This window comes from Hydrogenophaga sp., from assembly GCF_011390835.1.
Classification (GTDB): domain Bacteria; phylum Pseudomonadota; class Gammaproteobacteria; order Burkholderiales; family Burkholderiaceae_C; genus Hydrogenophaga.
This window is the reverse complement of record NZ_JAABRQ010000006.1, coordinates 21,508-34,965: the sequence shown is the minus strand read 5'-3', so window position 1 is coordinate 34,965 and position 13,458 is coordinate 21,508. Positions and strand designations below refer to the sequence as shown.

General features: G+C 64.5%; 15 protein-coding genes. 10 read left to right on the top strand and 5 right to left on the bottom strand.

From position 1 onward, the window contains the following. Positions 1-27 precede the first annotated feature (27 nt). The gene (locus GPT34_RS05465; protein WP_291010243.1) at positions 28-882 is read right to left on the bottom strand and encodes a GNAT family N-acyltransferase; all 855 of its coding nucleotides are present in this window, start codon (positions 880-882) and stop codon (positions 28-30) included. 180 nt (positions 883-1,062) lie between these two features. Here GPT34_RS05465 and ppk2 point away from each other — a divergent pair, with 180 nt between their 5' ends. From ppk2 to GPT34_RS05415, 10 genes are all read left to right on the top strand, one after another. Further along, positions 1,063-1,980, top strand: a complete 918-nt coding sequence (gene ppk2 / locus GPT34_RS05460; RefSeq protein ID WP_291010242.1) for a polyphosphate kinase 2 — start codon at positions 1,063-1,065, stop codon at positions 1,978-1,980. Between the two features lie 140 nt (positions 1,981-2,120). Further along, positions 2,121-2,462, top strand: a complete 342-nt coding sequence (locus tag GPT34_RS05455) for a helix-turn-helix domain-containing protein (RefSeq protein WP_291010241.1) — start codon at positions 2,121-2,123, stop codon at positions 2,460-2,462. 177 nt (positions 2,463-2,639) lie between these two features. Next, positions 2,640-3,683, top strand: a complete 1,044-nt coding sequence (locus GPT34_RS05450; RefSeq protein ID WP_291010240.1) for an ArsJ-associated glyceraldehyde-3-phosphate dehydrogenase — start codon at positions 2,640-2,642, stop codon at positions 3,681-3,683. Further along, positions 3,683-4,951 (top strand): organoarsenical effux MFS transporter ArsJ, encoded by a 1,269-nt coding sequence (arsJ, locus tag GPT34_RS05445; RefSeq protein WP_291010239.1) that lies wholly within the window; start codon positions 3,683-3,685, stop codon positions 4,949-4,951. Before GPT34_RS05450 ends, arsJ begins: the two co-directional genes overlap by 1 nt. Before the next feature lie 30 nt (positions 4,952-4,981). Further along, the gene (locus GPT34_RS05440) at positions 4,982-5,494 is read left to right on the top strand and encodes an arsenate reductase ArsC (protein WP_291010238.1); all 513 of its coding nucleotides are present in this window, start codon (positions 4,982-4,984) and stop codon (positions 5,492-5,494) included. A gap of 12 nt (positions 5,495-5,506) precedes the next feature. Further along, on the top strand, positions 5,507-6,535 hold the full coding sequence (gene arsB, locus GPT34_RS05435; RefSeq protein ID WP_291010237.1) for an ACR3 family arsenite efflux transporter: 1,029 nt from the start codon (positions 5,507-5,509) through the stop codon (positions 6,533-6,535). A 4-nt stretch (positions 6,536-6,539) separates the two neighbouring features. Then, positions 6,540-6,947, top strand: coding sequence for an arsenate reductase (glutaredoxin) (gene arsC / locus GPT34_RS05430; protein WP_291010236.1), 408 nt, complete (start codon positions 6,540-6,542; stop codon positions 6,945-6,947). Positions 6,948-6,984: 37 nt separating this feature from the next. Next, positions 6,985-7,677 (top strand): arsenical resistance protein ArsH, encoded by a 693-nt coding sequence (gene arsH / locus GPT34_RS05425; RefSeq protein ID WP_291010322.1) that lies wholly within the window; start codon positions 6,985-6,987, stop codon positions 7,675-7,677. 34 nt (positions 7,678-7,711) lie between these two features. Then, on the top strand, positions 7,712-8,278 hold the full coding sequence (locus tag GPT34_RS05420) for a DOMON-like domain-containing protein (RefSeq protein WP_291010235.1): 567 nt from the start codon (positions 7,712-7,714) through the stop codon (positions 8,276-8,278). 5 nt (positions 8,279-8,283) lie between these two features. Next, complete coding sequence (locus GPT34_RS05415; RefSeq protein ID WP_291010234.1) at positions 8,284-9,486, top strand: DUF1343 domain-containing protein; 1,203 nt, start codon at positions 8,284-8,286, stop codon at positions 9,484-9,486. Between the two features lie 83 nt (positions 9,487-9,569). On the opposite strand, the gene GPT34_RS05410 is transcribed toward GPT34_RS05415, so the two are convergent. From GPT34_RS05410 to GPT34_RS05395, 4 genes are all read right to left on the bottom strand, one after another. Next, the gene (locus tag GPT34_RS05410; RefSeq protein WP_291010233.1) at positions 9,570-10,079 is read right to left on the bottom strand and encodes a GNAT family N-acetyltransferase; all 510 of its coding nucleotides are present in this window, start codon (positions 10,077-10,079) and stop codon (positions 9,570-9,572) included. Continuing rightward, complete coding sequence (glmM, locus tag GPT34_RS05405; RefSeq protein ID WP_291010232.1) at positions 10,079-11,413, bottom strand: phosphoglucosamine mutase; 1,335 nt, start codon at positions 11,411-11,413, stop codon at positions 10,079-10,081. The genes GPT34_RS05410 and glmM overlap by 1 nt, the downstream gene beginning before the upstream one ends. 96 nt (positions 11,414-11,509) lie before the next feature. Beyond that, positions 11,510-12,343, bottom strand: a complete 834-nt coding sequence (gene folP, locus GPT34_RS05400; RefSeq protein WP_291010321.1) for a dihydropteroate synthase — start codon at positions 12,341-12,343, stop codon at positions 11,510-11,512. A 64-nt stretch (positions 12,344-12,407) separates the two neighbouring features. After that, the coding region (locus tag GPT34_RS05395) for an AAA family ATPase (protein WP_291010231.1) at positions 12,408-13,458 on the bottom strand (1,051 nt) is incomplete at its 5' end.

Sequence of the window (13,458 nt, the reverse complement as noted above, 5' to 3'; positions counted from 1 at the left end):
GCCTGAAGGTGATGGGCGCGGGGAACATCACGCGCCCAGAAAATGCTTGCGGTAGCGAGCCGGCAGGTCGGCCAGGCGCATCATGAGCGGCAGGTCGGCGGCGTTGAAGGCCGGATCCCAGGCCGGTGGACCCAGCACCTTGGAGCCCAGCCGCAGATAGCCTTTGATCAGTGCAGGTGGTTCCACATCGAGCGAGTCATCCAGCCGCTCCAGCGGCAGCGGCAGGCGCGGGCGCACATGGAACTCGATCGACGCCAGATGTTTGTCCTTGACCTGGCGCCAGATGCTGGCGGCGGCATGGCCAGCGCCAGCCACGTGCGGGGTGCACATCGGGATGCTGGCGCAGCCGATCATGGTGTCGAGCTGGTTGCGCACCATGAACTCGCCCAGCGCACCCCACAGCGCCATGACCACGCCGCCCTGGCGGTGGTCGCGGTGCACACAGCTGCGGCCCAGTTCCACCATGCGTTCGCGGACATGGCGCAGTCGGGTGAGGTCGAACTCGGTGTCGCTGTAGGTGCTGCCAACACGCTTGGCCTGGGCCGGCGTCAGCACGCGGTACGTGCCTATCACCTTGCCACCGGGCTGGTCACGCACCAGCAGGTGCTCGCAGAAGTCGTCAAACAGGTCCACGTCGTGGCCGGGCACGGTGTTGGGCAGGGTGGCGCCCATTTCGCCAGCGAACACCGCGTGCCTCAGGCGCTGTGCTTCACGAACCTCGTCGAGATGGCGCGCCCAGCCGACGCTGATGCCGTGCGAGGCCTCAGACTGGGGCTGCGGGTGAAACGCAGGAACCGGCTGGGCAGGAGGTCGCGGATGAAGCGACCCCCGGGTCAAGGTGACTGGAGACAGGCCAAGGGTGGGAATGGGCAGTTCTTTCACAACGGGACTCCTCTTTCGGGTTTTCATGAGATGCCGTCAGTGTGCAAATCGGTCGTGACGCCGACATGGCGTTCACATGACGTTTTGGCGACTCACCACACACCCGCACAGAGCCTGCATGGACACGCCTTTGTCACACAGCCACCCTAAACTCATGCTCCCGTCCAGCCATCTCCTGCCATGAGCCCCAACCACGAAGACCTGGTGCAACGTATCGAACGCGACCTGCTCGACAGCTACGACGAAGAGCTGGAACTGGAGATCGAGGACCGCGACCTTCCGGACACCCTCGACGGCCTGGACACGCCGCGCACCTCAGCGGACAAACAGGCACGCATGGCTTACTTCCGCGAACTGTTCCGCCTGCAGGGCGAACTGGTCAAGCTGCAGGACTGGGTGGCTCACGAAAAGCAGAAGGTAGTGATCCTGTTTGAAGGGCGAGACGCCGCAGGAAAAGGCGGCGTCATCAAGCGCATCACCCAGCGCCTGAACCCTCGCATCTGCCGCGTGGTCGCCCTGCCCGCCCCCAACGACCGCGAGCGCACGCAGTGGTACTTCCAGCGCTACGCTTCGCAGCTGCCTGCAGCTGGCGAAATGGTGCTGTTCGACCGCAGCTGGTACAACCGCGCCGGCGTGGAACGGGTGATGGGTTTTTGCACCGACGACGAGTACGAAGAATTCTTCCGCTCTGTGCCCGAGTTCGAGCGCATGCTGGTGCGCAGCGGCATCCGGCTCATCAAGTACTGGTTCTCCATCACCGACGATGAACAGCACCTGCGCTTCCTGGGCCGCATTCACGACCCGCTCAAGCAATGGAAGCTCAGCCCCATGGACCTGGAGAGTCGGCGTCGCTGGGAAGACTACACGCGCGCCAAGGAAACCATGCTGGAGCGCACCCACATCCCCGAAGCGCCCTGGTGGGTGGTACAGGCAGTGGACAAAAAAAAGGCGCGACTCAACTGCATCGATCACCTGCTGGGCCAGTTCGACTACCGCGAAGTTCAGCGCCCCGAGGTGGTGCTGCCAGCGAGGGTGCGCAACCCCGACTACCTGCGCCAGCCGGTGCCCACATCGATGGTCGTGCCCGAGTTGTATTGAGGGTCGAAGCGCGAGGCATCGTCCGCTCACGCACCACTTTCTGGTCTGTGGCCACCGGACCATGGCTGTGTTTTTTTGGATGCTGCAGCCAGTTTGAACGAACACAAAGCGCGCTTTTTCATTTCAACTATCATTGAAAAATGGAATCAATGTCATCCGACGAGCAGCAAGCTGTCCGAGCGCTCTCGGCGCTGGCACAGGTGCAGCGATTGCGAGCCTTCCGCGCATTGGTCGTCGCAGGCCACGAAGGGTTGACGCCTGGCGCCATGTCGGTGCAGCTCGGGGTTTCGCCCAGTGCGCTGTCTTTTCACCTCAAGGAGTTGGCCCATGCCGACCTCGTGAGTGCCGAGCCCCAGGGGCGCTACCTGATCTACCGGGCCCAGCTTGCCCGCATGAACGACTTGCTCGCCTACCTCACGGCGCATTGCTGCGCGGGCGAATCCTGTGAACTCATGCCCGCCCCCCTCTGCCAAGACTGCTGACCCCTCTGTGGCAAGGCCTTGAAGCCTTTTCACACCCACCTGCTTGTCAACGCGGCATCGCAAAGCGACCACCACTGTCATGAGCGTGTCACGCAGAAACCCAACAATTCAATACATGTTGAAATATTGGCGCACTCTGCACAGATGCCCAAACAGCACACCAGAAGGAAAGAACAGATGAAAGTCGGTATCAACGGCATGGGCCGTATGGGGCGCCTGGCCCTGCGCGCGGCTTGTGGCGCGATCGAACGCGAAGCCATCGACCCGCGCAACGGCAACCGCCTGGAGGTCGTGCACCTCAACGAGCTCAAAGGTGGCGCGGCCGCCACCGCCCACCTGCTGGCCTTTGACACGGTGCAGGGCAAGTGGCGCGCAGACATTGCCGCTGAGGGAAGCGACGCCATCCGCATCAACGACCGCCGCCTGTCGTTCAGCGAACACCCCACCGCGGCGGAGATCCCCTGGGGCGATCTGGGCGTGGACGTCGTGCTCGAATGCACCGGCAAGTTCCTCACGCCTGAGACTCTGCAGGGCCACCTGGACCGCGGCGCCAAACGCGTGATCGTGGCCGCGCCCGTTAAAGTCGGCGATGTGCTGAACATCGTGGTGGGTGTGAACGAACACCTGTACAACCCGACGCGCGACCGCATCGTGACCGCCGCCAGCTGCACCACCAACTGCCTGGCCCCGGTGGTAAAGGTAGTGCACGAAGCCATCGGCATCCAACACGGCCAGATCACCACGCTGCACAACCCCACCAACACCAATCTGGTGGTCGACGCGCCGCACAAGGACCTGCGCCGTGCGCGCAGCGCCATGGTGAATCTGGCCCCCACGACCACCGGCAGCGCCACCGCCATCGCCCTGATCTACCCCGAACTCAAGGGCAAGCTCAATGGCCACGCGGTGCGCGTGCCGGCGCTCAACGCCTCGCTGACCGACTGCGTGTTCGAGCTCAACCGCGCGACCACGGCGGAGGAAATCAACGCGCTGTTCGAAGCCGCCGCCAAGGGCCCGCTGGCCGGCATCCTGGGCTATGAGACCCGCCCGCTGGTGAGCGCCGATTACGCGCGCGACACGCGCAGTTCCATCGTCGATGGGCTCTCCACCATGGTGACCGATGGCACGCTGCTCAAGGTCTACGCCTGGTACGACAACGAGATGGGCTACGCCACGCGCATGGTGGACCTGGCCTGTCATCTGGAATCCGTCGGCATCTGATGAACGCTTCGACGACCACTACCAGCCACGCGGTGCGCAACTACGCCATCGTCACCGCCGCCTACTGGGGCTTCACGCTCACCGACGGCGCGCTGCGTATGCTGGTGCTGCTGCACTTCTACAAGCTGGGTTATTCGCCGTTCACGCTGGCCTTCCTGTTCCTCCTGTACGAGGCGGCCGGCGTGCTGGCTAACCTGATTGGCGGCTGGCTGGCCACGCGCTACGGCATCCAGCGCATGCTGACCGTGGGCCTGGTCACGCAGATCACCGGCTTCACCTTGCTCTCGCTGCTCAACCCGGCCTGGACGGCGACGATGTCGGTGGCCTGGGTGGTGGTCGCGCAAGGCATCTGCGGCGTGGCCAAGGACCTGACCAAAACCGCCAGCAAGTCGGCCATCAAGGTCACGCAGGCGCAGGCCAAGGCCGAAGACGGCGGCCACAACCAGCTCTTCAAGTGGGTGGCGTGGTTCACCGGCAGCAAGAACGCCATGAAGGGCTTCGGCTTCTTCCTCGGTGGCGTGTTGCTGCAGGCGCTGGGCTTCCAGCACTCTCTCTGGGCCATGGCTGCCTTGCTGGTGCTGGTGCTTGTGGGTGTAGTGAGCTCGGTCCCGCCCTTGATGGGCAAGGCCAAGGCCTCTAAGTCGGCCAAGGAGCTGTTCGCCAAGAACGCCGGCATCAACGGGCTGGCCGCCGCGCGCGTGGCGCTGTTTGGCGCCCGCGACGTGTGGTTCGTGGTCGGCGTACCGGTATTCCTGTACTCGCAGGGCTGGAACTTCACCATGGTCGGCGGCTTTCTGGCGGCCTGGACCATCGGCTATGGCCTGGTGCAGGCATTCGCACCGAACCTCGTCAAACGCAGCCTCGACGGTCTGAGCACCGAAGTGCCGGCCGCGCGCTGGTGGTCGCTGGCACTGGCGCTGATTCCAGTGGGCATCGCGGCGGCCGTTGTGCTGGACCTGCCCCATATGCAATGGTGGGTGGTTGGCGGGCTGGGCCTGTTCGGCTTTGCCTTCGCCGTCAATTCTTCGGTGCACTCCTACCTGATCCTGGCCTACGCCGGCAGCGAGAAGGCCGCCGAAGACGTGGGCTTCTATTACGCCGCCAATGCGCTGGGCCGCTTCTTCGGCACGCTGATGTCGGGCCTGCTCTACCAGTGGGGCGGCCTGCTCTACGCGCTGGTGGGCTCGGCCCTGATGCTGTTCACCTGCTGGCTGCTCACCCTGGCGCTTCCCACCAAGCTGGATTTACCGAATCCCCAAACCACCTGAACACCTCCAACCTCTGCAAAGGACCCCTTCATGAACGCACCCAAGGTCTACAACGTGCTTTTCCTGTGCACTGGCAACTCGGCGCGCAGCATCATGGCCGAAGCCATCCTCAACGCGCAGTCAGCCGGGCGCTTTCGAGCCTTCAGCGCAGGCAGCCACGCGGTGGGCACTGTGAACCCGGGTGCGCTGGAACTGCTGCAACGCAACCATTACAAGACGGATAGTCTTCGCAGCAAAAGCTGGGACGAGTTCGCCGCACCTGGCGCACCGGTGATGGACTTTGTGTTCACCGTCTGCGACCAAGCCGCGGCCGAGGTCTGCCCAGTCTGGCCCGGCCAGCCAATTTCGGCTCATTGGGGCGTGGCTGATCCCGCCGCCGTGACAGGAGGCGCGGAAAAAGTCCACCGCGCGTTCAACGATGCCTTCAGCGTTCTTTCGCGGCGCATTTCCCTCTTCATGTGCCTGCCGATCGAAAAGCTCAGCCGACTGGCGCTCACCCAGGAAGTACAGCAGATCGGGCAAGATCAAAACGCTAGCGCCTGATACCGACACCACATGGGACTTTTTGAACGCTACCTGACGGTCTGGGTGGCCCTGGGCATCCTCGCGGGCGTTGGGCTGGGACTGCTCACGCCCGCCACCTTCGCCGCGATCGCAGCGATCGAATTCGCCCACGTCAATGGTGTGGTGGCGGTGCTGATCTGGATCATGATCTACCCGATGATGATCCAGATCGACTTCGCGGCGGTGCGCGACGTAGGCAAACGACCGCAGGGCCTGGTGCTCACCTTGGTCATCAACTGGCTCATCAAGCCCTTCACCATGGCAGCGCTGGGGGTGCTGTTTTTCCGCTATCTGTTCGCGCCCTGGGTCGATCCGCAATCGGCCAATGAATACATCGCCGGCATGATCCTGCTCGGCGTAGCGCCCTGCACCGCCATGGTGTTCGTCTGGAGCCAGCTGACCAAGGGCGACCCCAACTACACCCTGGTGCAGGTCTCGGTGAACGACCTCATCATGGTGTTTGCCTTCGCGCCGATTGCCGCATTCCTGCTCGGTGTGACCGATCTCACTGTGCCGTGGCAGACGCTGCTGCTGTCCACGCTGCTCTATGTGGTGCTGCCGCTGATCGCGGGCGTACTCACGCGGCGGTGGCTGCACCAGCGCGGTGGGGATGCCCGCGTGGCCACCTTGGTCGCACGGCTCAAACCCTGGTCGGTGGTGGGCCTAATCGCCACCGTGGTGCTGCTGTTCGGCTTCCAGGCACAAACCATCGTCGCCCAGCCGTTCGTGATTGCCCTGATCGCCGTGCCATTGCTGATCCAGACCTACGGCATCTTCGCCCTGGGCTACGTCGGTGCGCGCTGGCTCAAGCTGCCGCACGACATCGCCGCCCCTGCCTGCCTGATCGGCACCTCCAACTTCTTTGAGCTCGCCGTGGCGGTGGCCATCTCGCTGTTTGGCCTGCACTCCGGCGCTGCGCTGGCCACCGTGGTCGGTGTGCTGGTCGAGGTGCCGGTGATGCTGTCACTGGTGGCGCTGCTCAACGCCTGGCGACCTGCCGACAAACCCCTGGAAACATGAACCCATGAGCCGGATCACGATCTACCACAACCCGGCCTGCGGCACATCGCGCAACACCCTGGCCATGATCCGCAACAGCGGCGAAGAGCCCGAGGTGATCGAGTACCTCAAGCAGCCTCCCTCGCGCGACACACTGCGCACCCTGGTCGCGGCCATGGGCGGCACCGTGCGCGACCTGCTGCGTGAGAAGGGCACGCCGTACCAGGCGCTCGACCTGGGCGCCACCCACTGGAGCGACGACCAGCTGCTCGACTTCATCGGCCAGCACCCCGTGCTCATGAACCGCCCAGTCGTGGTCACCCCGCTGGGCACCCGGTTGTGTCGGCCCTCTGAGCGGGTACTCGAGATCTTGCCGTCGCCACAAAGCAGCGATTTCACAAAGGAAGACGGTGAACGAATCCAACGGACCTGAGGTCAAGGGGCTCCCCGCAGACACCCGCCTACCCCCGATCGCTTCCGAGCATTTCCAGCCGTTCGATCCGCAGCGCCTGCGGCCGGTGGCCATGTCCACGCATGCGCCGCGCATCCTGCTGCTTTATGGCTCCCTGCGAGAGCGCTCGTTCAGCCGCCTGCTGGTCGAAGAATCGGCGCGCCTGCTGACCGCCATGGGCGCCGAAACCCGCGTCTTCAACCCCAGCGGCCTGCCCTTGCCCGATGACGCCCCCGACTCGCACTCCAAGGTGGTCGCGCTGCGCGAACTCGCGGCGTGGTCGGAAGGCATGGTGTGGTGCTCGCCGGAGCGCCACGGTGCCATGACCGGCATCATGAAAACCCAGATCGACTGGATCCCGCTGGCCCTGGGCGCAGTGCGCCCCACGCAGGGCAAGACGCTGGCGCTCATGCAGGTGTGCGGCGGCTCGCAGTCGTTCAATGCCGTGAACCAGATGCGGGTGCTGGGACGCTGGATGCGGATGCTGACCATACCCAACCAGTCCTCGATCGCCAAGGCGTTTCAGGAATTCGATGAGCATGACCGCATCAAGCCCTCGGCCTACCTGGACCGGGTGGTCGACGTGCTGGAGGAGCTGGTGAAGTTCACCTGGCTCACACGCGACGTGTCGCCCTACCTGCTGGACCGCTACAGCGAGCGCAAGGAGTCTGCCGAAGAACTGATAAAGCGCGTCAACCAGACTCGCCTCTGAGCGCCCGCCCCAGCGCCTGAGAGAATACGGAGCTGTGAAACTCCCAGGCCCTGGCCCCACGCTGCAGCTGCCATGTCACCCGGCCACACCGGCGGGCGTCTGTTTGAGCGTCTCGGTGGCCGCGAGCGTTACCGCCACGGGCTTGCGGCTCGTGTACACGGTGGCTGGAAACATCGCTGAGCTGCAGATTCCACGCGCCACAGCGCCCAGTCAAGCCGATGGTTTGTGGCAGCACACCTGCCTGGAAGCCTTTGTGGCGACCGAGGGCGATCATGCCTACCGAGAATTCAACTTCTCGCCCTCGGGCCAATGGGCAATCTACGACTTTGCGCGTGAGCGCGTCCGCTCGTCTGAAGGCATTGATGTTGCCGTGTCCCCTATCTTCCAGACCAGTTTCGGTCAAGACCAGTTCACACTCACCACCGATCTCGCCTGGGTAGTCTTGCCCGCTCGGGGCTCGGCGTTGTGCCTGGGCTTGAGCGCTGTCATCGAGGAAGCCAACGGCCAACTCAGCTACTGGGCACTGACCCACCCCGGGGAGCGCCCCGATTTTCACCACCCCGCCAGTCGCATGCTTCGACTGCTGCTTCCAGAGAACTGAACGCCATGCAATTCGGCATCGAACGCCTGCTGCAAAACCCGACACTGCGAGCCCCATTGGCCGGCCAGCGCGTCGCCCTGCTCGCTCATCCGGCCTCGGTCACCCGCGACCTGACCCACAGCCTCGATGCGCTCGCCGCCCTGCCCGACGTGCGGCTCTCGGCCGCATTCGGTCCCCAGCACGGCCTGCGCGGGGACAAGCAGGACAACATGGTGGAGTCGCCCGACTACCTCGACCCGCGCCTTGGCATCCCGGTGTACAGCCTGTACGGCAGCGTGCGCCGCCCCACCGACGCCATGATGGCCAGCTTCGATGTGCTGCTGGTCGACCTTCAAGACCTGGGCTGCCGCATCTACACCTTCATCACCACGCTGCGCTACGTGCTGGAAGCGGCTGCGACGCATGGCAAGGTGGTGTGGGTGCTGGACCGGCCCAACCCCGCGGGGCGGCCGGTTGAAGGCACGCTGTTGCGCGAGGGGTGGGAAAGCTTCGTGGGCGCTGGTCCCATGCCCATGCGCCACGGCATGACCATGGGCGAACTGGGCCACTGGTTCATCGCCACCTTGGGGCTGAAACTCGATTACCAGGTGATCACCATGGACGGCTGGTCGCCCGACGCTGCACTCGGCTATGGCTGGCCGACAGAGCGCAGCTGGGTCAACCCCAGCCCCAACGCGGCCAACCTGTCCATGGCGCGCGCCTACGCCGGCACCGTGATGCTGGAGGGCACGACCCTCAGCGAAGGCCGCGGCACCACCCGGCCACTGGAGTTGTTCGGCGCGCCCGACATCGACCCGGTGCGCCTGCTGGGAGACATGCGCCGCATGGCGCCCGAGTGGATGGCTGGCTGCGTGCTGCGTCCCTGCTACTTCGAGCCTACCTTCCACAAGCACGCGGGCCAGCTTTGCGCCGGCATCCAGATCCACGTCGAAGACCCCACGCATTACGATCACGCGGCCTTTCGGCCTTGGCGACTGCAGGCGCTGGCTTTCAAGGCCCTGCGCGCTCAGGCGCCAGGCTACCCGCTTTGGCGAGACTTCCCGTACGAATACGAACACGATCGCCTCGCGATCGACCTCATCAATGGCGGGCCGGTACTGCGCGAATGGGTGGACGACCCGAACTCAAAGCCCGCAGACCTCGACGCGATCACAAGGCCAGACGAAGCTGCCTGGGAAGTGGAACGCAAGCCCCACCTGCTCTACTGAGCAACGAGGATCCAAGTCGCAGGATGCAGCCGAACCGGCTCCGCCGGGCAGCTCGCATCGCCCTCTGGGGGAGGGTAACGAGCTTACTCAGAGCCCGGCGCGGGGGGTAACAGCTTCTGCAGGAACTGAGCTGAGCCCATCGCCGGATCCAGCTGGTAACCCGCGTAGCCGACGCGTTGGTACAAGCGCACGGCAGGCGCATTGCCCGAGAGCACTTCCAGGGTCATCTTGATGGCACCGCGCTCGACAGCGATGCGCTCGGCCTCAGCCAGCATGGCCTCGGCAATGCCACGACCGCGGTGACTGGCCAGCACCGCGACGTCGTGCACGTTGACCAGCGGCTTGCAGGCAAAGCTGGAGAACCCTTCGATGCAATTCACCAGGCCCACAGGCGCTTCGCCGTCAAACGCGAGCACGCTGTAGGCCTGCGGGCGCGCCGCGAGTTCGCACACCAGATGGGTCTTGGTGTAAGCCGACAATGGCTCGCCACCGCCCGCCGGGTCGCTGGCATAGGCGTCGAGCAGCATCACCAAGGCGGCCGCATCGTTGGCCGAGTCGTAGTCGGCACGCCGCACCGAGAACGCGGCGGCCATCAGCCAGCCTCCACCGCAGCGACCAGCCGCTCGGCATAAGCCTGTGACTGCGCGGCGTCACGCGCTTCCACCATCACCCGCAGTAGCGGCTCGGTACCGCTGGCGCGGATGAGCACGCGGCCGTGGTCACCCAGCTCGGCTTCCACCGCCTGCGTTTCACTGGCAAGCAGAGTGTTGGACTTCCAGTCTTGCCCCGGTTGCAGGCGCACATTGATCAGCGTTTGCGGAAACAGCGTCACATCGGCCAGCAGCTGCGCCATGGTCTTGCCGCTGTCGACACAGGCGTGCAACACCTGGAGGGCCGACACAAGACCGTCGCCGGTGGTGTGGCGATCGAGTACCAGCAAGTGGCCTGAGCCCTCGCCACCCAGCGTCCAGTGGTGGCGTTCCAGCTCTTCGAGCACATAACGGTCACCCACCTTGGCGCGCACAAACTGCACACCCTTGGCCCGAAAAGCCAGCTCGACCGCCTTGTTGGTCATGAGCGTGCCGACCACACCTGGCACGTCGATGTCTCGAGCAATGCGGTCGGCCACAATCAGATACAGCAGCTCATCGCCATTGAAGAGGCGCCCGCTGGCATCCACCATCTGCAACCGGTCGGCGTCGCCATCCAGCGCTACGCCGTAGTCGGCACCGTGCTCCTTCACCGCGGCCACGAGTGCCTCAGGGTGGGTAGCTCCCACGCCCTGATTGATGTTCAGGCCATCGGGTGCGCAGCCAATTCTCACCACTTCGGCACCCATTTCGTGGAACACATCGGGCGCGATGTGATACGCCGCGCCATGCGCCCCGTCGACTACGATTTTCAAACCCTTGAGCGTGAACACGTTCGAACAGGTGCTCTTGCAGAACTCGATGTAGCGGCCGGCCGCATCATCCATGCGCCGGGCCTTTCCCAGGCTGGCGGCATCGACCCAGACCGGGTCTTCCTCCAGCACGGTCTCGACGGCAGCCTCCCAGGCGTCGTCCAACTTGGTGCCGAGGGCACTGAAAAACTTGATACCGTTGTCGGCAAAGGGGTTGTGGCTGGCGCTGATCACCACACCCAGGCTGGCGCGCTGCGCCCGCGTGAGGTAGGCCACGGCGGGTGTGGGAATGGGACCCAACAGCACGACGTCCACCCCCGCCGAATTGAAGCCCGACTCCAGGGCAGACTCCAGCATGTAGCCGGAGATGCGCGTGTCCTTACCGATCAACACCGTCGGGCGCTCCTCGGTGCGCCGCAGCACGCGGCCCACCGAGTGAGCTAGCTTGAGCACGAAGTCGGGGGTGATGGGCGCCTGGCCGACCGTGCCGCGGATGCCGTCGGTGCCAAAGTGCTTGCGGGTCATGGGAAAACGCCTCCGGATAGATTCTTGTGGTGCGGGTCTGCGAAGACCCTGCGCACTTTCAAAGTACGCCAACCCCATGATTATCGGTTGGGACGTTCACGTCACTGGGCAAGCGGCTTGCCAGATCGCCAAGGCGTCCACGGTTTCGCGTACATCGTGCACCCGCACCACCCTGGCGCCGCGGTCCACCGCCAGCAGCGCCGCCGCCACGCTGGCCGATACCCGATCGGCCGGATGTTCGTGACCGGTCACCGCGCCGAGCGAGGACTTGCGCGACCAGCCAGCCAGCAGGGGCAGGCCGAGCGCCAACAATTCATCCTGCCGCGCCAGCAGGCTAAAGTTCTGAGCCACCGTTTTGCCAAAACCGATGCCCGGATCCAGCACGATGCGCCCGGCGTCCACACCCGCTGAGGTCAGCGCTTCAGTCCGCTCACGCAGGAAGTTCGTCACGGGAGCCACCACATCACCAGCCATCGGCGCCACCTGCATCGTCTGCGGGTCGCGGTGCATGTGCATCAGGCAGACGCCACAGCGCGCATGCGCGGCCACGACCGCCAGCGCGCCCTCGCGGCGCAGGGCCCAAACGTCGTTGACAATGTCTCCCCCCAGATCGAGCACCGCTTGCATCACCTCAGGCTTGTAGGTATCGATGGAGACGGGCACGCCCAGGCTCAAGGCACCTCGCACCACCGGCAGCACCCGCGCCAGTTCCTCCTCCAGCGCCAGGGCCGGGCTGCCCGGACGAGTTGACTCCCCGCCGATATCCAGCAGTTGAGCGCCCTCCTTGATCAGCTGTTCGCAGTGGCGCAGCGCTGCGGCTGGCGAGTCGAACTGACCCCCGTCCGAAAACGAGTCGGGCGTGACGTTCACGATGCCCATCACCTGCGGCCTTGACAGGTCAATGTCGAATCGGGTGGTGGTCCAGCGCATCACATAGGGCTTTCCAGACAGCACAACGGGGCGCAAGGCCCCGTGTGTGGATGGAATGAGCGGATCAGGCCGCAGTCGGCGCCGGATCAGGCGTGACGGCTGGCGTGCCGCCGCTGCCACCACCGCCCACCGGCGGGTTGCGGGGCGTCCAGTCCTTGGGCGGGCGTGGGGGCTTGCCTGCCATGATGTCGTCGATCTGCTCAGCGTCGATGGTTTCCCACTCCAGCAGGGCATTTGCCATCGCGTGCATCTTGTCGCTGTTCTTTTCGATCAGGTCCCGCGCCAGTTTGTACTGCTGATCGATGATGCGGCGCACCTCGCCGTCGACCTTCTGCATGGTCTGCTCGCTCATGTTGGTGGTCTTGGTCACCGAACGGCCCAGGAACACCTCGCCTTCATTCTCGGCATACACCATTGGGCCCAGGGCATCGGTCATGCCGTAGCGCATCACCATGTCGCGGGCAATGGTGGTGGCCCGCTCGAAGTCGTTCGAAGCGCCGGTGGTCATCTGGTGCATGAACACCTCTTCTGCGATACGACCACCGAACAACATGCTGATCTGGTTCAGCATGTAGTCCTTGTCGTAGCTGTAGCGATCTTGCGCCGGCAGGCTCATGGTCACGCCCAGCGCGCGTCCACGCGGAATAATAGTGACCTTGTGAACCGGGTCGCACTTGGGCAGCAGCTTACCAATGAGCGCATGGCCCGACTCGTGGTACGCCGTGTTGCGACGCTCTTCTTCGGGCATCACCATGCTCTTGCGCTCGGGGCCCATGAAGATCTTGTCCTTGGCCTTCTCGAAGTCCTGCATCTCCACCGTGCGAGCGTTGCGGCGTGCAGCCATGAGGGCGGCTTCATTGCACAAGTTGGCCAGGTCGGCGCCGCTCATGCCAGGGGTGCCACGGGCGATGATGGATGCATTCACATCGGTACCGAGCGGCACCTTGCGCATGTGCACATTGAGGATCTGCTCGCGGCCGCGGATGTCGGGCAGGGTCACATAGACTTGGCGATCGAAACGGCCTGGGCGCAGCAGGGCGGCATCCAGAATGTCTGGCCGGTTGGTGGCGGCCACCACGATCACGCCGACATTGGTCTCAAAACCGTCCATTTCG